At 71.7% G+C, this 19,939-nt stretch carries 14 protein-coding genes; 2 read left to right on the top strand and 12 right to left on the bottom strand.

What is annotated here, in order from left to right; genetic code table 11:
• Positions 1-177 precede the first annotated feature (177 nt).
• Both TR42_RS05505 and pdxR read left to right on the top strand, forming a co-directional pair.
• Positions 178-912 (top strand): sulfite exporter TauE/SafE family protein, encoded by a 735-nt coding sequence (locus TR42_RS05505; protein WP_042213762.1) that lies wholly within the window; start codon positions 178-180, stop codon positions 910-912.
• 32 nt (positions 913-944) lie between these two features.
• Positions 945-2,480: a MocR-like pyridoxine biosynthesis transcription factor PdxR gene (gene pdxR / locus TR42_RS05500; protein WP_052405647.1), complete on the top strand. Its 1,536-nt coding sequence runs from the start codon at positions 945-947 to the stop codon at positions 2,478-2,480.
• A 170-nt stretch (positions 2,481-2,650) separates the two neighbouring features.
• Here pdxR and TR42_RS05495 read toward each other — a convergent pair whose 3' ends face one another.
• From TR42_RS05495 to TR42_RS05440, 12 genes are all read right to left on the bottom strand, one after another.
• Positions 2,651-4,018 carry an aspartate aminotransferase family protein gene (locus TR42_RS05495; RefSeq protein WP_042213761.1) on the bottom strand — a complete coding sequence of 456 codons (1,368 nt, stop codon included), beginning with the start codon at positions 4,016-4,018 and terminating at the stop codon, positions 2,651-2,653.
• A gap of 21 nt (positions 4,019-4,039) precedes the next feature.
• Entirely contained in the window at positions 4,040-5,710 is a 1,671-nt protein-coding gene (locus TR42_RS05490) for an amidohydrolase (protein WP_042213759.1), read from the bottom strand.
• 14 nt (positions 5,711-5,724) lie between these two features.
• The gene (locus tag TR42_RS05485) at positions 5,725-6,783 is read right to left on the bottom strand and encodes an ABC transporter ATP-binding protein (protein ID WP_042213757.1); all 1,059 of its coding nucleotides are present in this window, start codon (positions 6,781-6,783) and stop codon (positions 5,725-5,727) included.
• A complete protein-coding gene (locus tag TR42_RS05480; protein WP_042213755.1) occupies positions 6,780-7,787 on the bottom strand; it encodes an ABC transporter ATP-binding protein in 1,008 nt (335 codons plus the stop codon). The genes TR42_RS05485 and TR42_RS05480 overlap by 4 nt, the downstream gene beginning before the upstream one ends.
• Before the next feature lie 89 nt (positions 7,788-7,876).
• Complete coding sequence (locus TR42_RS05475) at positions 7,877-9,457, bottom strand: ABC transporter substrate-binding protein (RefSeq protein WP_042213753.1); 1,581 nt, start codon at positions 9,455-9,457, stop codon at positions 7,877-7,879.
• 42 nt (positions 9,458-9,499) lie between these two features.
• A complete protein-coding gene (locus tag TR42_RS05470) occupies positions 9,500-10,459 on the bottom strand; it encodes an ABC transporter permease (RefSeq protein WP_052405646.1) in 960 nt (319 codons plus the stop codon).
• Entirely contained in the window at positions 10,456-11,400 is a 945-nt protein-coding gene (locus TR42_RS05465) for an ABC transporter permease (RefSeq protein ID WP_042213889.1), read from the bottom strand. Before TR42_RS05465 ends, TR42_RS05470 begins: the two co-directional genes overlap by 4 nt.
• Positions 11,401-11,792: 392 nt before the next feature.
• Positions 11,793-13,253: an MFS transporter gene (locus tag TR42_RS05460; RefSeq protein WP_161786625.1), complete on the bottom strand. Its 1,461-nt coding sequence runs from the start codon at positions 13,251-13,253 to the stop codon at positions 11,793-11,795.
• Between the two features lie 28 nt (positions 13,254-13,281).
• Positions 13,282-14,652: an aspartate aminotransferase family protein gene (locus TR42_RS05455; RefSeq protein WP_042213751.1), complete on the bottom strand. Its 1,371-nt coding sequence runs from the start codon at positions 14,650-14,652 to the stop codon at positions 13,282-13,284.
• Between the two features lie 24 nt (positions 14,653-14,676).
• Positions 14,677-16,344 (bottom strand): amidohydrolase, encoded by a 1,668-nt coding sequence (locus TR42_RS05450; protein WP_042213750.1) that lies wholly within the window; start codon positions 16,342-16,344, stop codon positions 14,677-14,679.
• 326 nt (positions 16,345-16,670) lie between these two features.
• A complete protein-coding gene (locus TR42_RS05445) occupies positions 16,671-17,462 on the bottom strand; it encodes a transglutaminase-like domain-containing protein (RefSeq protein ID WP_042213748.1) in 792 nt (263 codons plus the stop codon).
• A 72-nt stretch (positions 17,463-17,534) separates the two neighbouring features.
• Positions 17,535-19,877 (bottom strand): AAA family ATPase, encoded by a 2,343-nt coding sequence (locus tag TR42_RS05440; protein ID WP_042213746.1) that lies wholly within the window; start codon positions 19,875-19,877, stop codon positions 17,535-17,537.
• Positions 19,878-19,939: the final 62 nt, after the last annotated feature.

Here is a 19,939-nt window from a genome sequence, read left to right as displayed (position 1 = left end):
GGCCCCCTGGCATGGGGGCCAGGTCCAGACGGTGCCACACCCGCGGTGCCACCGTGTTTCCCGGAGGTAACTTCTGGCCTCACTCTTGCGACGAAGGTGGACCTGGCCCGGCGCACGCGGGTCCAGCAGGATGCTGGGCATGCTCCTCCCCCTCTGCCCGCCGCCCGGAGAGGCTCGGTGACCGCCGTCGCCTGGGCGGCCGCGTGCCTCGTCGTCATCCTCGCCACCGTGGTCCAGGCCGGCACCGGCATGGGATTCGGCATCGTGGCGGTGCCGCTGCTCGTGCTCGTCGCTCCGGAGCTCGGCATCGGCGCGGTGCTCGCGATCACGGTCGTGGTGATGTGCGCGGTGGCCTGGTCCGAGCGCCGCTGGCTGAGCGTGCCGGACCTCGTGCGCACGTCCGTCGCGGCGGTGCCGGGCGTCGTCGTGGGGACCGCGATCGCCCGCGTCACGCCCGAGGCGGCGATGCAGGTGACGGTCGGGGCGGTGGTCGCCGCCGCATCGGCCCTGTCGCTGCTCGCGTGGAAGGCGCGCATGACCCCCGCCTCGGTCGCGGTCGCCGGCGCGCTGGGCGGCGTCCTCACCCCGGTCGCCGCGCTCCCCGGGCCGCCCATGGCGGTCGTGTACCGCCCGGATGACGTCCGCACGATGCGCTCGACGCTGTCGGCCTACTTCGCCGTGACATCGGTGCTGGCGCTGGCGACGCTATCCTTGACCGCCAGCGGCACCGGCGTCGCCTCCCTTGGAGCGGACGTGCTCCACGGGCTCGCGCTGACCCCCGCGGTGATCCTCGGGGCGGTGGCCGCGGCCCCGCTCGTCCGCCGCCTCCCGGCAGAGCTCGTGCGACGGTCCGCCCTCGTGCTCTCGCTCGTGTCGGGTGTGGCGCTCGCGCTCCGGGGCGTGGCGGCGTGAGTCCGCGGCCACGCCACCCAGGAGGTTCCCCGGTGATCGACGACCTGCGTCCCGAGCCCGACGAGACGATCGAGGACCGCGCGCGCCAGTACATCGATCCCGAGAGCCGCGAGCCGCTGTTCCAGCAGGTCCGCCGCTTCCTCGAGCAGTCCCTGCTCGAGGGCCGGTTCAAGCCGAACCGTCCGCTGCCGTCCTCGCGCCACCTCGCCGGCGTGCTCGGCGTCTCGCGCAACACGGTGTCCGCGGCCTACCAGGAGCTCACCGCGCTGGGCCTCATCGAGTCGCGTCCGCGCTCGGGCCTCTACCCGGCAGCCGAGCGGCTCGCGACGGCGCAGGCGCCGAACGCGGTCGACGGCCCGGCCCGGCAGCGCCCGCGCTCGGTCCCGACCGGCCAGGTCGACTGGGCGCAGCGGCTCCCCCGGCCGCTCGGTGCGGACCTCCAGCATGCCGCCGCGCACCCCGACTGGACCCGCTTCCCCTTCCCGTTCCTGCCCGGTCAGCCCGAGCTGTCGACGTTCCCGTCGCGCGCCTGGCTGCGCGCGCTCAACGACGCGCTCGCCGGGCCGCACCTCGCCCCCAGCCTCCGCGACTCGGTCGACGGCGACGACGAGCTCCTGGTCAAGGCGATCTGCCGCGAGATCCTTCCGCCGCGAGGCATGTCGGTCTCGCCGAACGAGGTGATCATCACCAACGGCGCGCAGCAGGCGCTGTCGCTGCTCGCGGACCTGCTGGTGCAGGAGGGCGACACGGTCAGCGTCGAGAACCCCGGCTACGTCGACGCCTGGCACATCTTCCGCAACGCCGGCGCGCACCTGCACCCGCTTCCCGTCGACGGCGGCGGGGCCCGCGTCACCCGCGCCGACGCCGCGCGCTCGGAGTTCCTCTACCTCACCCCGAGCCACCACCACCCGACCTCGGTCACGACCACGTACGCCCGTCGCGCCGCGATCCTCCGTGCCGCGCAGTCGGAGGACGCGCTGGTGATCGAGGACGACTTCGACTCCGAGGTCCGCTTCAAGGGTCGCCCGACGCCGTCGCTCAAGTCGCTCGACCGCACGGGCCGCGTCATCTACGTCGGCACCTTCTCGAAGTTCGTGGCACCGGGCCTGCGGCTCGGCTTCGTCGTGGCCGATGCCGCGCTCATCGCCGCGCTCCGCGAGCGGCGTCGCTACCTCACCAAGCACCCGTCGGGTCACCTGCAGCGCGCCCTCGGCCTGTTCATCGAGACCGGCGAGTACCACCGCGCCCTGCGCCAGCACCGCCGCCACCTGTCGCGCAAGTGGGAGACGCTCATGGAGGAGCTCGAGCGCGAGCTGCCGTTCGAGCTCCCGCCGGTGCCCGCGGGCGGCCTCAGCGTGTGGATCGAGGGGCCCGAGGGCTTCGACGGCACGCGCGTGGCCGAGCTCGCGCGCGAGCGGGGGGTGCTGGTCGACGCCGGCGAGCGCTTCTATCTCGAGGCTGCCGAGCGCCGCCACATCCGCGTGGGGTTCAACGCGATCCCGCTCCAGGCGATCCCCCGGGGCGTGCAGCTGCTGGGCGAGGCCATCCGCGAGCAGATGGCGGAGTAGCCCCCCGCTGACAGCTCCAACGGAGTTCGAGCCGACACGCGGGCCTCGACCCGCGCATCGTCCCTCCTCATCGGCGTGTCGCCACGAGATCCGTCCGGACCGTCGGGCCGGGGTGGGGCGGGACATGACGAAGGGGGCCGGCGCTTCGCCGACCCCCTTCGCGTGAGGCGTTACGCCGCGACGACCTCGCGCACGCCCTCGTAGGCCGCATCGGCCACCGACAGCGCCTCGTCGAGGATCGCGAGGCCCTCACGGGCCTCCTCGTCGGAGAGGTTGCACGGCGGGCACAGGTGGATGCGGTGGAACTGGTTGAACAGCAGCAGCCCCGCCTCCTTCGCCGCGCCGAGCACGCCGGTCACCGCGGGTGCGGCGCCACCGTACGGCGCCAGCGGCTCCTTGGTCTCGCGGTCCTTGACCAGGTCGAGCGCCCAGAACACGCCGAGGCCGCGGACGTCGCCCACGGACGGGTGACGCTGGGCCATCTCACGCAGAGCAGGCCCGAACACCTCGGCGCCCAGGCGTGCGGCGTTCTCGACCACCTGCTCCTCGTGCATCGCCTCGATCGTCGCGACCGCGGCCGCCGCGGCGAGCGGGTGACCGGAGTACGTCAGCCCGCCCGGGAAGGCGCGCTCGTCGAACGTCGCCGCGATCTCATCGCGGATGATGACGCCGCCCATGGGCACGTAGCCGGAGTTCACGCCCTTCGCGAACGTGATGAGGTCCGGGGTGATGCCGTAGTGGTCGATCGCGAACCAGGCGCCCGTGCGGCCGAAGCCCGCCATGACCTCGTCGCAGATCATCACGATGCCGAAGCGGTCGCACAGCTCGCGGACGCCCGCGAGGTAGCCGGGCGGCGGCGGCATGATGCCCGACGTGCCCGGCACCGTCTCGAGGACGATGGACGCGATGGTGCCCGGCCCCTCGAAGGTGATCATCTGCTCGAGGTGCTCGAGCGCCCGGTCGCACTCCTCCTGCTCCGTGGTGGCGTTGAAGACGCTGCGGTAGAGGAACGGCCCGAAGAAGTGGACCGTGCCGGCGGGCACGAACTCGTTGGGGAATCGGCGCGGGTCGCCGGTCACCTGGATGGCGGTCGCCGTGGAGCCGTGGTAGCTGCGGTACTGCGACATCACCTTGGTGCGGCCGGTGTGCAGGCGCGCCATGCGGATCGCGTTCTCGATCGACTCGGCACCGCCGTTGGTGAAGAACACCTTGTTCATGCCCTCGGGCGCGAGGTCGGTGATGAGCTTCGCGGCCTTGGAGCGCTTGTCGTTGGCGTGCGCCGGGGCGATGGTCGCAAGCGTCGCGGCCTGCTCCTGGATCGCCTTCACCACCTTCGGGTGCTGGTGTCCCACGTTCGTGTAGACCAGCTGCGACGAGAAGTCGAGGTAGCGCTTGCCGTCGGCGTCCCAGAGGTAGGACCCCTCGCCGCCGGCGATCACCATCGGCTCGAGGGCCTTCTGCGCCGACCACGAGTGGAACACGTGCGCACGGTCGAGCTCGTAGGCCTCGCGGCCCGCGGCATCGTTGGGGATAGGCATGACTGCTCCTTCCTGGACGGGTCAGACGGTCGCCGCGACGGGCGCCTCGAAGTGGACGCCGCCGACGACGGTGCCGAGGACGGTGATGTCGCGCAGCTCCTTGGGCTCGGCGACCTCGAAGGGGTCGCGGTCCAGCACCGCGAAGTCGGCGAACTTGCCGGGGACGATCGAGCCGACGAGGTGGTCGAGCTTGAGCAGGTAGGCGGGGCCGATGGTGATCGCCTCGAGCGCCTCCTTGACCGAGATCTTCTCGGCGTCGCCCCACGAGCGGCCGGTCGGGGTGCGGCGCTCGGCCGCGTACGAGGCGGTCGCCAGCGGGTCGAGCGGCGTCACCGGGGTGTCGCAGTGCAGCGCGATCTTCACGCCCGAGTCCAGCGCGGTGCGCGCCGCGTTCATGCGCTGCACGCGGTCCTGGCCCACGGTCAGGTCGATGTGCTGGTCGCCCCAGTACCAGATGTGGTTCGAGAAGATGTTGGCGCCCATCCCGAGCTCCGCCATGCGCTTGTACTGCGCGCGGGTGGTGAGCTGCGAGTGGGTGACGGTGTGGCGGTGGTTCCAGCGCGGGGCCTCGGCGAGGACCTCCTCGACGGCGTCGCAGAAGACCTCGGTCGCCTCGTCCCCGTTGCAGTGCACGTGGATGTTGAGGCCCGCCTTGTGGAACGCGCTCACCTGGGCGCGGAAGGTCTCGGCGTCCGTGTTCCAGATGCCGTCGTCGTGTCCGCAGACGTAGCCCGGGTCCTGAAGCTTGGCGGTGTGCTGCTGGATCGAGCCGTCGAGCATGAGCTTGACGGTGCCGAGGTGGAGCTTGGAGTTGCCCTTGCCCTGGATGGACTTCACCAGCGCGGCCATGCCCTCGGCCTCCTCGGCCGACTTGGTCATGCCGCCGAAGGTCGCGGGGACCAGGCGGAGGGAGAAGTCCTCGCGCGAGGTCACCTCGGTGAGCAGACCCAGGCCGCCGGGGCGGACCGCGTCGAAGCTCGCGAGGTCGGTCGCGGTGGTGCAGCCGTGGTTGCGGGCATCGGCGGCGAAGTCGTACATGCCCTTCTCGCTGGTCATGCCCTTGCTGAAGTCCATGCCGAGCGCCGCCATCACCGGCATCATCGCGCCCATCTCCTGGAGCTCGCCGGTCGGCAGGCCGTCCTCGCCCTTGACGACACCCTCGATCTCGGTGTCCGCGCCGTAGCCCGCCTTCTCCAGCAGCACCGAGTTGGCGGTGGCGACGTGGCCGCTCGCGTGGATGACGTAGATCCCACGGGTCGCGCTCACCGAGTCGAGAGCGTGGCGGTCGAGCGTCTCGCCCGGGTGGAAGAGCATGTCGAGTCCGCGCGCGTTGAGGATCTCGCCCTCGGGCAGCTCGGCGTCCCATGCCTTGAGCGCGTCGAGGACACCCTCCCAGGACTGCGCGCCGTGCAGCGGGACGCCGTCCGGGGTCATGCGGGGGAAGTAGCCCAGGTAGAACGGGCTGTCCATGCCGGCGCCCATGTGCGAGTGCGCCTCGACGAAGCCGGGCGCGAGCACCTGGTCAGCGTAGCGGTCGTCGACCTCGGCGCCGGGGTAGGCGGACAGCAGCTGGTCGACGTCGCTGACCGCGAGGATCTTGTCGCCGCGGACCGCGATCGCGGTCCCGGTCGGCACGGCGTCGTCGAGCGTGCGGACGAGCTTCGCGGTGAGGATGGTGACGGTGTCGGTCATGGTGACTCCTTGGATCAGACGGTGGTGGACGATGCGGGGGTGAGGCCGAGGCGCAGCGCCTCCTGGCCCTCGCCGGGACGGTGGCAGGCGACCAGGTGGCCGCCCGTGGAGTCGGCTGCGGCGTCCGTGCGGACGAGCGGCGGGGCCTCGGTGCGGCACTGCTCGGTCGCGAGCCAGCAGCGGCTCGCGAAGGCGCAGCCGGGGACGCGCTGCGTGGGGCTGGGCGGGTCGCCCTGGAGGATGATGCGCTCGCGCTTGCCGGCGTCCGGGTCCGGCACCGCGGACAGCAGCGCCGCCGTGTACGGGTGCAGCGGGTCCGCGAGCACCTGCGACGCGGGGCCCACCTCGACGATGCGACCGAGGTACATCACCGCGACGCGGTGCGACAGGTGGCGGATCACCGCGAGGTTGTGCGAGATGAACATGTAGGTGAGCTTCTTGCTCTCCTGCAGCTCGAGGAGCAGGTTGAGGATCTGCGCCTGGATCGAGACGTCGAGCGCGGAGGTCGGCTCGTCGAGGACCACCAGCTCGGGCTCGGTCGCGATCGCACGGGCGATCGCGATGCGCTGGCGCTGGCCGCCCGAGAACTCGTGCGGGAAGCGGTCGGCGGCACCGTCGGGCGCGCCCACAGCCTCGAGCGCGGCGAGGGCCTTGTCCTTGGCCTCCTTGCGCGGCACGCCGGCCGCGAGCAGCGGCTCCATGACGGAGCGCAGGACCTTGTAGCGCGGGTCGAGCGAGTCGTTGGGGTCCTGGAAGACCATCTGCGCGCGGCGGCGATGTGCGCGGAGCCTGCCGCCGCGCATCGCGAGCGCGTCCTGGCCGCCGAAGCGGATCTCTCCCGCGGTGGGCTTGCGCAGCAGCAGCGCGGCGCGGGCCAGCGTCGACTTGCCGCAGCCGGACTCGCCGACGATCCCGAGGGTCTCGCCTCGCTGCACCTCGAGGGTGACGCCGTCGAGCGCGTGGACCGTGCGGCCACCCGCCGCGGGGAACTCCTGGCGGATGCCGTTGAGCATCATGAGCGCGTCGCTCGCGCCCTCGGGGCGCTGCGTGGGCTCGAGGTCCGTGAGGGTCATGCGGTCGCCTCCGTGCGGGTGGTGAGATCGAGCTCGGTGCTGCGCCAGCAGCGGGCCGTGTGCGCCGGCGCCACCTCGACGAGCGTCTGCGGCGAGGCGCAGCCCTCGGTCGCGAAGGCGCATCGTGCGGCGAAGCGGCAGCCTGCGGTCGCACGGTCCGAGTCGCGGACGCCTCCGGCGATCATCGGCAGGTCCTCGCGCGGCGCGCTCGAGGTGGTGGGGATCGACGCGACGAGCGCCGCGGTGTAGGAGTGCGAGGGGTTCGCGAGCACCTCGCCCGGCTCGCCCTCCTCGACGATCTCGCCCGCGTACATGACGACCACCCGGTCGCACGTCTGCGCGATGACGCCGAGGTCGTGGCTGATGAGCAGCACTCCTGCGCCTGTCTCGCGCCGCATCCGGTCGAGCAGGTCGAGGATCTGCGCCTGGACGGTGACGTCGAGCGCGGTGGTGGGCTCGTCGGCGACGAGCAGCTGGGGGTTGGCGGCGAGCGCCATCGCGATGACGATGCGCTGGCGCATTCCGCCGGACATCTGGTGCGGGAACTGCTTGGCGCGCAGCTCGGGCTCGGGCACCTGGACGAGCCTCAGCAGCTCGAGGGCCCTCGCGTGCGCGGCCTTCTTGTCGGCGAGGCCGTGGACCAGCAGCACCTCGGCGATCTGGGCGCCCACCCGCATGCACGGGTTGAGGGCGGACATCGGCTCCTGGAACACCATCGAGGCGACGCGTCCGCGCACCTGGTTCCAGTCGTCCTCGTCGGCGTCGCCCATGGGGCGCGAGCCCACGTCGAGCCGCGCGGCGTCGACCCGGGCCACGGCCGGCAGGAGGCCGAGCACCGCGAAGCCGATGCTCGACTTGCCGCAGCCGGACTCGCCGATGACGCCGAGGATCTCGCCGGGTCCGACCCGCAGGTCGACGCCGGAGACGACCGGCGTGCCGTCGCCGTAGCTGATGGTGAGGTCCTCGACGGCGAGCGCGTCGGTGGTGGCGATCGTCGCGGTCATGGCGTCCTCCTCGTTCTCGGTGCGGGTGGTGGGGGGTCCTGGCGGGCGGGGCGGCTCGGGGGGACGGTGCCCCGCCCGCCAGGACGTTCTCAGGAGGTCTTCGCCGTGGTGGCGAGGCCCTCACGGTAGGTGTACGGGTCGACCTCGTAGCCGGTGACCGTGTCGCCCCAGACCTCGTAGCGCTGCGGGCCGGTGTACGCGACGAGCACGTTCACGTTCTCCGCGACGGCGGTCTCGAGCTGCGCGAGGACCTCGGCGCGCTCGGCCTCGTCGAAGGTCGAGCGGAGCTGCATGTACAGCGCGACCTCGGGCGAGGTCTCGTCGACCGTCGTCACCATCGGCAGGCCGGGGGTGAGCACGGTGGCGAAGTACGCCGACGGGTCCGGCATGTACACGCCGGGCACGAGCACCAGGTCGGTCCAGGTGCCGCCGATGTACGACTGCAGCACCTCGGTCCAGGGCTTGCCCACGAGCTCGAGCGTGATGCCCGCCTCGGCGAGCTGCTGCTTGAGGACCTCGACCATCGGCACGTCGAGCGCGAAGGCCGCGTCCGACGCGTAGGTCAGCGTGATGGTCGGGCTCTCCTGGCCGGCCTCGGCGAGCAGCGCCTTGGCGCCCTCGACGTCGTGCGCGTAGTTCGGGGTCGACTCGTCGGGCGCGATGCCCCACGGGTCGCCGACCGGGACCACGAGGCTGGGCTCGGCCATGCCGCCCATCGCGAAGTCGATCAGCGCCTGGCGGTCCATGGCCTTCGAGACGGCCTGGCGCACCTTGACGTCCGCGAGCGGGCCGTCGGAGGCGTTGACGTACATGGTGAGCGAGCGGGTCTCGGCGTTCTCACCGACGGTGTAGCCCTCGGACTCGAGCGACTGGACCTGGATCGGGTCGCGGAACCACGCCATGTCGGTGCCCGAGCCCTGGCGCAGCTGCGCGGCACGCGCGTTCTCGTCGCCGATGAAGTCGAACTCGAGCGTGTCGACCTCGGGGCCCTCGCCCCAGTAGGCCTCGTTGGCGGTGAAGGTCATCGAGACCTGGTCCTGCCACTCGTCGAGCACGAACGGCCCGGTGCCGAGCGCGGTGGTCTGGCGCTCCTCCTCCGTCGCAGCCTCGTACCAGGCCTGGTTGACGATCACCATGCCGCGGTAGGACAGGATGTTGAGGATCGTGGCGTCGGGGACGAACGTGGTGACCTGCACCGTCGCGTCGTCGACCGCGGTGATCTGGTCCACCGTGGGGAAGTAGCTCGCGCCGGCGGACGACGCGCGGATCTGCTCGAGCGAGAAGACCACGTCCTCCACGGTCAGCGGGGTGCCGTCGGAGAAGGTGACACCCTCGCGGAGGGTGAACGTGTAGGTGAGGTCGTCGACCTGCTCCCACGACTCGGCGAGCCACGGGATCACGGTGCCGTCGGCGTCCTTGGCGAGCAGGGGCTCGTAGATCTGGACGAGCGCGTTCGAGTTCGCGAAGGCCTGCGCGACGTACGGGTCGAGCCCGCCGGCGAGCGGCTGGACGTCGCTCGCGTAGACGAGCGCGCCGCCCTCGACCGCGGGCAGCGGCTCGGACGACTCGGCGGCGCCGGTGTCCTCGCCGGCGCTCGCGCACGCGGCGAGCGTCAGGCCGAGCACGGCCACGGCGGCCGTGGCGGCGATCCCTCGGGTGATGGTCCTCATGGCTGGGTCTCCTCCTTGGATGGGTGGACGATGCGCGGCGGGTCAGACCCGGGCCGGGGTCGCGTCGTCCTGGGGGGTGTCGGCGGGCACGGGTCCCTCGCCCGCCACCACCGTCGTGCCGGCGGCGGCACTGCCAGCCGCGCCGGACGTCCTGTTCCTGCGCCGCCGCCCACGGGTCGGCACCGCGAGGTTGCCGGCCTTCGGGGACAGCGCGAGCTGGACGCCGTCGGCCAGCAGGTTCCACGCCACGGTGAGCAGCGTGATGAGGATCGCGGGGAGCACGATGAGCAGCGGATCGAGCTGCATGTAGCGCATGGACTCGGAGATCATGCGGCCCGCGCTCGGGTCGGGCGCCTGCACGCCCTGGCCCAGGAAGCTGAGGCTCGACTCGATGAGCACCGCGAGCGAGGCGGTCGAGGCGAAGTTCACCAGCATCGGCGTCGTCGCGTTGGGCAGCAGGTGGCTCAGCGCGATGAACGGCTTGCGCACGCCCGCGATCTCCGCGGCGACCACGAAGTCGCGGTCGCGCAGCACCAGGATCGGCGAGCGCATGATGCGGGCGAAGCCCGGCGCTCCGATGATCGCCATCGCGATGATGAGCGGGATGAAGCCGGGGCCGATGATGACGCGGATCACCAGCGCGAACAGGATCGCCGGGATCGCCATGATGATCTCGGTGCCGCGCATGAGCAGGTTGTCGAGGCGTCCTCCCGCGTAGCCGGCGATCAGACCGATCGCGGTGCCGATCACCATCGAGATGACCGAGGACACCAGCGAGATCACGATCGCGTACCGCGTCGCGATGGCGAGGCGGACGAAGTTGTCGCGGCCGATGTTGTCGGTGCCGAGCCAGTGCTCCCCCGACGGGCCCTCGAACGGGCCGCCGGTGGTGAGGTTGGGGTCGTAGCCGCCGACGAGCGGGCCGAGGAGCGCGTACACGGTGAGGAGAGCGAGGATCGCGGCTCCGCCGATGAGGGCGCCGTTCTTCTTCAGCTTGATCATGAGGCACGCACCCGGGGGTCGATGACGGGGTAGAGCAGGTCGACGACGAGGTTGATGATCACGAAGCACGCGCCGAGCACCAGCACGCAGGCCTGGATGGTCGGGTAGTCGGAGCTGTTGATCGCCTCGATGAGCATCGAGCCCATGCCGGGGATGGTGAAGATGCTCTCGATCACGACGGTGCCGCCGATGAGCGCGGCCAGCTGGATGCCGACCACCGTGGTGACGGGGATGAGCGCGTTGCGCAGCGCGTGGCCGCGGACGATGCGCCCGGTGGGCACGCCCTTGGAGCGGGCCGTGCGGATGTAGTCCTGGGAGAGGGTGTCGAGCACGGTGCCGCGCGAGTAGCGCGAGATCACCGCGGACATGGCGAGCGACAGCACGAGCGCCGGCACCAGGAGCGACAGGATCGACCCGAGCGGGTCCTGCGCCCACGGCGTGTAGCCGATGAGAGGGAGCTTCAGCGTGAGCGCGTTGACCATGATGACCACCGCGCCGATCGCGAAGGCCGGTACCGACAGCGCGAGGAACGAGCCTCCGCGGATCACGGCGTCGAGCGGCGTGCCCTGGCGGACCGCGGAGACCACGCCGCTGGGGAGGCCGATGACGAGGCCGACGATCACGGCGATGATCGCGAGCTGCAGCGAGACCGGGAAGCGGTCCCCGAGCATCGTCCCGATCTCCTGGGACTTGGTCATCGACGAGCCGAAGTCGCCGGTGAGGATCCCGCCCGCCCACTCGAGGTACTGCGTGGTCCAGGGGCGGTCGAGGCCGAGCTCGGCGCGGACCTCGGCGAGCTGGTTCGGATCCGGGTTGTCGATGTTCAGGTACTGCAGCGCGGGGTCGCCGGGCATCATCCGCACCATCCCGAAGGACAGCAGGGAGAGCGCGAAGAGCACGAGCAGCGCCGACCCGAGCCGCTTGGCCAGATACTTCGCCACGGTCACCTCCTCGGTTCGTTGTCGACTTCTGTGACGACATCGATCCTGGTCGGACGCGGTCCCGCGGGTAAGCGCCACGGACCGGGGGAAGGTCCGGGCCACCGTTAACCGACACGACACCTGCGTGTCGCATGTGTCACGGCGGGGGTGCCAGCGTTAACACCGACGACACACGGTGTCGCATATGCCCCACCGCCCCGGGACAGTGCGGACGGAGTTCGCCTCGACACGCCGTGGGAACGACCCTGAGGGGGGCCCGCGGCCGGCGCGGCCTCTCGAGATCCGTCCGCACTGACGGGGCGGGGCGGGGCGGGCAGAGGCGGGGCGGGCGGACGCAAGAAAGCGGGGGCCGCACCGGATGCCGGTGCGACCCCCGCTGTCGCGGGTGCAGGTCAGACGAGCTCGGGCTCGGGCTCCTCCGCGGTCTCCGCCGCATCGTCCACGGCAGGCGTCGATGGAGCAGCGTCCTTCGGCAGTCGCAGGATCAGCGCCACGGAGACGAGCGACAGCACCACTGCGCAGCCCCACACCATGGCGTAGCCGGTGAAGGACGTGACCCCGGCCGTGTCGCCGGTGCCCGTGCCCTCGACCAGGAAGGCCGCCATGACGGCGGTGAACGCGGCGCCCGCCGCGGCTCCCATCGCGGTGCGCAGGGTGTTGTACAGGCCCGAGACGACGGCCACGGCGTCGGGATTCGCACGCTTCACCACGATCGCGGGCAGGACCGCGGTCATGACGCCGATGCCGATGCCGCCGAGCACGAGCCACACGGTGAACAGGCCGACGGACCCCGGCACGAGGATCATCATCAGGTATCCGAGACCCGAGGACAGCGATCCCACGACCATCGTGGGGCGGTAGCCCCACCGCCCGACGAACCGCGCGCCGAACAGCGATCCGAGGAACCCTGCGAGGGCCATGGCGGACAGCGTCATGCCGGCCTGGGCCGCGTCGAGACCGAGCCCGAAGCCGTGGACCTCGGGGTCCACGCGGACGTAGAGGGCGGACAGCGAGGCGGCTCCGAGCGACTGCGAGCTGAAGACCAGGCCGATGACGATCGGCAGGCCGATGCCTCCGCGCAGGAGGACGTCGAAGTCGATGAACGGCTCGGCGACGCGCTGCTCGACGACGACGAAGGCGGCGAGCACGCCGATGCCGACGACGACCAGCGCCCAGATCACGGGGTTCGCCCAGCCGATCTGACCACCGAGCGAGATGCCGCCGAGCACGGAGGCGACGCCCACGCCGAGCAGGCCGATGCCTGCCCAGTCGATGCTGCCCGTGCCCGACGTCTCGGTCTCCGGCACGAACACCGCGATGAGCACGAAGCACACGGCGAAGTAGATCCCGGGCACCACCAGAGCGGCGGTCAGGCCCGCCGCGGACACGAGGACCCCGGCGCCGACGGCGCCGACCACGGCACCGATCGCGAGCGACGCGATGAGCGCGCCGATGCTGCGGTCGACCTTCTCGGGCGAGCGCTGGCGCACGATCGCGAACTCGAGCGGCAGGAAGGCCACGAGGGCGCCCTGCAGCACGCGCCCGAACAGCAGCACGCCGAAGCTGGGCGCGAAGGCCACCAGCAGGGAGCCGACGGCGGTGATCGCGACAGCGACCAGCAGCAGCTTCTTGTGGCCATGCTTGTCGCCGAGCTTCGTCAGCAGCGGCACGAACACGACGGAGGACAGCAGGTAGGCGACGGCGACGAGGTTGAGCATCGCGGCGCTCGCGCCGTACCTCTCGCCGAGGTCCGTGAGCAGCGGGCCGTACCAGCCCTGGACCAGGCCGCTACCCACCTCGGTGGCGACGAGGAGGCCGACTGCGCCTCCGGCTGCGGTCTTCTTCATTCCCATGGAGTTCATTCCTCTCGGGGTGTGGGCGTCAGCCGACCAGGGCGGGCTCGCGCGCACCCTCGTAGGCGGCATCGGCGACCTCGAGCGCCTCGTCGAGGATCGCGAGACCCTCGCGGGCCTCGGCGTCGCTGATGTTGCACGGCGGGACGATGTGGATGCGGTGGTACTGGTTGAAGAGCAGCAGCCCGGCCTTCTTCGCCGCGCCGAGCACCCCGGTCACCGCGGGTGCGGCACCGCCGTAGGGCGCGAGCTCCTCCTTGGTCGCACGGTCCTTGACCAGGTCGAGCGCCCAGAACACGCCGAGCCCGCGGACCTCGCCGATCGACGGGTGGCGCTCCTGCATCGCGCGGAGCTCGGGTCCGAAGACCTCGGCTCCGATGCGGGCGGCGTTCTCCACCACGCCCTCCTCGTGCATCGCCTCGATGGTCGCGACCGCGGCCGCCGCGGCGAGCGGGTGACCCGAGTAGGTGAGGCCGCCAGGGAAGGCGCGCTCGTCGAACGTCGCCGCGATCTCATCGCGGATGATGACGCCGCCCATGGGCACGTAGCCCGAGTTGACGCCCTTCGCGAAGGTGATGAGGTCCGGGGTGATGCCGTAGTGGTCCACCGCGAACCAGGCGCCGGTGCGCCCGAAGCCGGCCATGACCTCGTCGCAGATCATCACGATGCCGAAGCGGTCGCACAGCTCCCGCACGCCGGCGAGGTAGCCCTCGGGCGGCGGCATGACGCCCGACGTGCCCGGCACCGTCTCGAGGACGATGGCCGCGATGGTGCCGGGCCCCTCGAAGGTGATCATCTGCTCGAGGTGCTCGAGCGCCCGGTCGCACTCCTCCTGCGCGGTGGTCGCGTTGAAGGCCGAACGGTAGAGGAAGGGCCCGAAGAAGTGGACCGTGCCGGCGGGCACGAACTCGTTGGCCCAGCGACGCGGGTCGCCCGTCGCCTGGATCGCCGTGTGGGTCGCGCCGTGGTACGAGCGGTACTGGCTCATCACCTTGGTGCGGCCGGTGTGCAGGCGCGCCATGCGGATCGCGTTCTCGATCGACTCGGCCCCGCCGTTGGTGAAGAACACCTTGTTCATGCCCTCGGGGGCCACATCGGTGATCAGCTTGGCCGCCTTCGAGCGCTTGTCGTTGGCGTGCGCCGGGGCGATGGTCGCGAGCGTCGCGGCCTGGTCCTGGATCGCCTTGACGACCTTGGGGTGCTGATGGCCCACGTTGGTGTAGACCAGCTGCGACGAGAAGTCGAGGTAGCGCTTGCCGTCGGCGTCGAACAGATAGGACCCTTCGCCGCCGGTGATGACCATGGGGTCGAGCGCCTTCTGCGCGGACCACGAGTGGAAGACGTGCGCGCGGTCGAGCCGGTAGGTCTCCTGACCCGCGGGGTTCTCGGGGATGGGCATGGTGAGCTCCTTGCGAGTGAGGGATCAGGCGGCCGCGAGGACCGGGGACGGGAAGTGGGCGCCGCCGACGACGGTGCCGAACACGGTGATGTCGCGCAGCTCCTTGGGCTCGGCGACCTCGAACGGGTCGCGGTCCAGGACCGCGAAGTCGGCGAACTTGCCGGGGACGATCGAGCCGACCAGGTGGTCGAGCTTGAGCAGGTAGGCGGGGCCGATGGTGATCGCCTCGAGCGCCTCCTTGACCGAGATCTTCTCGGCGTCGCCCCACGAGCGGCCGGTCGGGGTGCGGCGCTCGGCCGCGTACGAGGCGGTCGCCAGCGGGTCGAGGGGCGTCACGCCGGAGTCGCTGTGGAGGCCGATGGTGACGCCCGCGTCGAGGGCGGTGCGCGCCGCGTTCATGCGCTGCACGCGGTCGGTGCCGACGGTGAGGTCGATGTGCTGGTCGCCCCAGTACCAGATGTGGTTGGAGAAGATGTTGGCGCACATCCCGAGCTCGGCCATGCGCTTGTACTGCGCGCGGGTGGTGAGCTGGCTGTGCTCGACGCTGTGGCGGTGGTTCCAGCGCGGGCTCTCGGCGAGCACCGACTCCATCGTGTCGAGGAAGACCTCGGTCGCCTCGTCGCCGTTGCAGTGCACGTGCACCTTGAGGCCGGCCTTGTGGAAAGCGCTGAGCTGCGCGCGGAAGGTCTCGGCGTCCGTGTTCCAGATGCTGTGATCGTGCCCGCAGACGTAGCCCGGCTCCTGGAGCTTCGCGGTGTACTGCTGGATCGAGCCGTCGAGCATGAGCTTGACCGAGCCGAGGTGGAGCTTGTCGGTCGCGCGTGCCTGGAGCGAGGAGAGGAGGCCCGCCATCTGCTCGGCCTCCTCGGCCGACTTGGTCATCGCGCCCAGCGTCGCGGGAACCAGGCGGAGCGAGAAGTCCTCGCGGCCGGTCACCTCGGCGAGCAGGTCCAGCCCGCCGGGGCGGACCACGTCGAAGCTCGCGAGGTCGGTCGCGGTGGTGCAGCCGTGGTTCCGGGCGTCCGCGGCGTAGTTGTACATGCCCTTCTCGTTGGTCAGCCCCTTGCTGAGGTCGAGCCCCGCGAGGCTCATGAACGGCATCATCGCCGCGAGCTCGTGGAGCTCACCGGTCGGGAAGCCGTCCTCGGCCTTGACGACGCCCTCGATCTCGGTCGAGGCGTCGTAGCCGGCGGCCTCGAGCATCGCGGTGCTGGCCGTCGCGACGTGGCCGCTCGCGTGGATCACGAGGATCCGGCGGGTCGCGCTCACCGAGTCGAGCGCGTGGCGGTCGAGCACCTCGCCCGGGAAGAACAGCGTGTCGAAGCCGCTGGCCATGAGCGGCGCGCCCTCGGGCAGGTCGGCGTCCCAGGCCTTGAGCGCGTCGAGGACACCCTGGAAGCTTTGCGCGCCGGGCAGCGGCGTGCCGTCGGGCGAGGTGCGGGGGAAGTAGCCGACGAAGTACGGGGAGTCGAGACCGCCCATGTGGGCGTGCGCCTCGACGAAGCCGGGCGTGAGCACCTTGTCGGCGTAGCGGTCGTCGGTCTCGGCGTCCGGGTAGGTCTGCGCGAGGACCTCGGGCGTGCCGACCGCGAGGATGCGGCCGCCGCGGATGGCGACGCCGGTGCCCGTGGGGACGGCATCGTCCATGGTGCGCACCAGCTTCGCGGTGAGGATCGTGACGGTCTCTGTCATGTGGAGCTCCTTCGTCGGACGGTGGGGACGGCACAGGGACGGAACCTGCGGCGTGAGGCCGTGCATCCGGCGTCGGCGCCGGATCGAGATTCGTCCATGCCATCGATTCTTGGGCGTCGGAGCCCGCACGAGAAGCGCCACGGACGCAGGGAAGGTCCGGGCCACTGTTAACGGAACGGACACACATGTGACATCCGTGTGACATTGGGGGTCGACCCGAAACACGGGCGACATGCGCGGGGACGTAGCATCCGCGCGGCGCGGCAGGAGCTAGACGACGGGCTCCGCGACGCGTTCTCGCGCCGGCGGCAGCCGGTCGCGGCGCGTCAGCCAAGCGCGACGGGCGTCCGCACGTCCTCGTCGGGCAGCGCGTCGGCCGTCGCGGTGACCTCCATCCGGACCATCCGGACCGCCTCGCCGATCGTGGTGAGGAATGCGGTGTCTGCGGCGTCCCGGCCCGTCGCGATGCGCACGAGCGAGGCGCGCGGCGCGAGCGTCGTCGCATCGACCACGAGCCAGCGACCCTCGACCAGGGCCTCCGCGACCGCGTGGAAGTCCATGGGCTCGAGCCCGGGCGCGTAGACCGCCACGACCCGCGCGGGCACACCGAGCGCGCGCAGCAGGGCGACCACGAGGTGGGCGAAGTCGCGGCACACGCCTCGGCGCGAGAGGAGCGTCGCCACCGCGCCGCCGGTGGGGTCCGTCGAGCTGCCGTCGTACGCGAGCTGCGTCCCCACCCAGCTCGAGACCGCCGGGAGCAGATCGTCCATGCCCAGACCAGCGAACTCTGCAGCGGCCACCGCCGCCAGCGTGTCGGACTCGCAGTAGCGGCTGGGACGTCGGTAGCGGACATCGTCGAGCTCGTCGACGGGCGCCGGCTCGCCGCGGCCCTCGACGCGCGCCGAGTAGCGCACCTCGACGCGACCGGCCGTCACGTCGACCTCATGCAGCCGGGTACCGTGCGCGTCGGAGAGCTCGGCGACCTCGAGGGGCACCCCGTCCTGCGTGATCGCGAGCGTCTCCTCCGCTGCGAGGCCGTCCGCCACGGCGATGGCGAGCACCAGGCGCGCCGGGCCCTCGGCGTCGAGGGTCAGGGAGCTGGTCACGTCGCGTCTCACGGCTGCATCGTCGCACGCGGTACCGGCCGGCGACCAGGCCCGGCGCCTCCCGGAGCGGGACGACGATGAGGGTCAGGCGCCCGCCTCCACCCACGCGAGGAAGTCCTCCGCCGCGATCACGGGCTTACCCCACTCGAGCGCCTTGCGCGCCTTGCCCGACTGCGTCCCTCGCGCCGCGACCACCAGCACGTCGGTGCGCGTCTTGGTGACGGTCGGCACGGGCACCAGCCCGGCCTCCTCCGCGAGCCTCATCATGCGCTCACGGTCCACCACGCCCCTCCCGGCGGCGACCACCGTGCCGGTGAAGCACACGCGCGCGCCGGGCACGAGCACCTCCGATGCCTCGACCGGGCCGTCGAGCTCGAGGTCGGCCGGCAGCACCTCGACCCCGAAGTGCCGCTCGGCGGCGCGGATCCGGTCGAGCGCGGCGGCGTCCCTGTCGATCACGCGCCCCCACGCGCGAACGAGCAGGGCGGCGAGCACCGCGCTCGGGTCGTCCTCGGCGGAGAGGTTGCCGCCGACCACGAAGCCGTGGCCGTCCTCCCGTGCATCGACCACCCGCGCCTGCAGGAATCCGTGACCGCGAGGCCAGTCGGCGAACGGGGTGCCCGCCTCGAGCGCATCGTCCCCGCCACGGTCGAGCCACCCCTCCCCCGCGTCCCGCAGCGCCCGCGCCCGTTCGAGCGCGGTCGGCGCGGCGAGCCCGGCACGCTGACCCGCGTCGAACGCATGCAGCGGCAGCTCGACCCCGAGCGCCATGGGCTCGACCACCCCGTTGCGCTTGAGCTCGAAGTCGATCCACCCGAGCGTGCGATCGATGCCGACGCCGACCGGCACGCGTCCCGCGAGCAGCGGCGACAGGCACGCCCACGCCTCCGCGAGCACCGGCGCGAGCTGGACGTCGCGCGTGGTGAGACCGAACTGGGTCTGCGCCTCGTACAGGTCGCTCGTGGGGTTGATCACGGTGGTGGCCTCGTCGCCCTCATCCGTCACCACCGCGATCTCGACGGGACGGGGGCGGTACCTGTCCCCCGCCGTGCCCACCGTCAGCGCGGCCATGTACACGTGCCCTGCTCTCGCATCGTCCCCTGCGCCCGTGCGAGACACGGCGAGGAAGCGACGGATGCGGCCGTCGGTCTTGAGGTCGCGCGGCAGCACGTCGCGCCGCAGCACCAGGCCCTCGAGCGACGTGCAGCGGCTGAGCGCCACGTACAGCTGTCCGTTGGCGAACGTGCCTCCGGTGAGGTCGACCACCACGCGATCGAGCGTCTGGCCCTGAGCCTTGTGGATGGTGATGGCCCAGGCGAGCTTCATGGGCAGCTGGGTGAAGGTCCCGACCACCTCACGCTGCAGGCTCCCGCCCGCGACCACGGGGCGCGTGATCTCCCAGGTGTAGGCGCGCACCCGGACCTGCCGGCCGTCGCGCAGCAGCACGGTGGCGACCGGCCCGTCCTCGTCGCGCTGGAGCAGCAGGATCCGGCCGAGCGTGCCGTTGACCCAGCGGTCGGCCGGGTCGTTGTTGAGCAGCATCACCTGCGCGCCTACGGCGAGGTCGAGGCTCGACTCCGCGGGCAGCTCGAAGCCGTCCGTGTCGCCCGTGAGCCGCGCCTGGTACGAGAGCAGCGGGCTGGGCAGCCGTTCGAGCTCGCGACGGTTGCGCGCGCCGACGATGCGGTTGGTGGTGGCGAGCGTGAGCCAGAACTCGTCGTGCGGAGGCTCGAAGCCCGGATGGGTTCGCGCGTTGAGCGCCGCCCGCGCGCCCTCGAGGAGCGCGCCGTCGCGCACCGCGTTGAGGATGTCGACCAGCTGCGTGTCCCCCACCTGGCGGAAGACGGTGGTGAGCTCGACCACCGGGAACGTGTCGCGGTCGAAGCGGCGTGCGGAGAAGAAGTACGGGGTGCCGTAGCGCTCGTCGAAGAAGTCGACCTCGTCGTCGCGGACCACGGGCGGGAGCTGGTGCAGGTCGCCCACGAGCACCAGCTGCACCCCTCCGAGGGGCTCGCCCGGCTGCGGACCGAAGCGCTCGAGCGCGGCGACCAGCGCGTCGAAGAGGTCCGCGCGCACCATCGAGGCCTCGTCGACGATGAGCGTGTCGAGCCCGGCCAGCGTGCTCGCGAAGCGCCCGGGGTAGTAGCCGGAGCCGCGCACCAGGTCCTCGTTCACCCCCATGGGGAAGGAGAACAGGCGGTGGATGGTGTAACCGTCGACGTTGAGGGCGGCGATGCCGGTGGGGGCGACGGTCACCGCCGTGCGGTCGGTGGTCGCGAGGAAGTGCCGGATGAGCGTGGACTTTCCCGTGCCCGCCCGCCCCGTGAGGAACAGGTGCCCGCCGCCGTGAAGGATCTCCAGGGCGCGCTCGAAGTCCTCGGTGAGGGTGATGCCCTCCCAGGGGCGCCGCGCGCGGTGCTCGCTCATCGTGGGGATGAGCCTACCCACGGCGGGCGTGCGACCATCATGAGCGGAGGCCCGCGCGACAT

Source organism: Demequina mangrovi (assembly GCF_000759715.1).
Lineage (GTDB): Bacteria > Actinomycetota > Actinomycetes > Actinomycetales > Demequinaceae > Demequina > Demequina mangrovi.
Note: the sequence above shows the minus strand (reverse complement) of the source record. Positions and strands in the feature narration are given on the sequence as shown.

Excerpts from the sequence above, each read along its gene's own strand:
- TR42_RS05495 (WP_042213761.1), bottom strand. The coding sequence starts at position 4,018 with ATGCCTATCCCCAACGATGCCGCGGGCCGCGAGGCCTACGAGCTCGAC.
- TR42_RS05490 (WP_042213759.1), bottom strand. The coding sequence starts at position 5,710 with ATGACCGACACCGTCACCATCCTCACCGCGAAGCTCGTCCGCACGCTC.
- TR42_RS05485 (WP_042213757.1), bottom strand. The coding sequence starts at position 6,783 with ATGACCCTCACGGACCTCGAGCCCACGCAGCGCCCCGAGGGCGCGAGC.
- TR42_RS05480 (WP_042213755.1), bottom strand. The coding sequence starts at position 7,787 with ATGACCGCGACGATCGCCACCACCGACGCGCTCGCCGTCGAGGACCTC.
- TR42_RS05475 (WP_042213753.1), bottom strand. The coding sequence starts at position 9,457 with ATGAGGACCATCACCCGAGGGATCGCCGCCACGGCCGCCGTGGCCGTG.
- TR42_RS05470 (WP_052405646.1), bottom strand. The coding sequence starts at position 10,459 with ATGATCAAGCTGAAGAAGAACGGCGCCCTCATCGGCGGAGCCGCGATC.
- TR42_RS05460 (WP_161786625.1), bottom strand. The coding sequence starts at position 13,253 with ATGGGAATGAAGAAGACCGCAGCCGGAGGCGCAGTCGGCCTCCTCGTC.
- TR42_RS05455 (WP_042213751.1), bottom strand. The coding sequence starts at position 14,652 with ATGCCCATCCCCGAGAACCCCGCGGGTCAGGAGACCTACCGGCTCGAC.
- TR42_RS05450 (WP_042213750.1), bottom strand. The coding sequence starts at position 16,344 with ATGACAGAGACCGTCACGATCCTCACCGCGAAGCTGGTGCGCACCATG.
- TR42_RS05440 (WP_042213746.1), bottom strand. The coding sequence starts at position 19,877 with ATGAGCGAGCACCGCGCGCGGCGCCCCTGGGAGGGCATCACCCTCACC.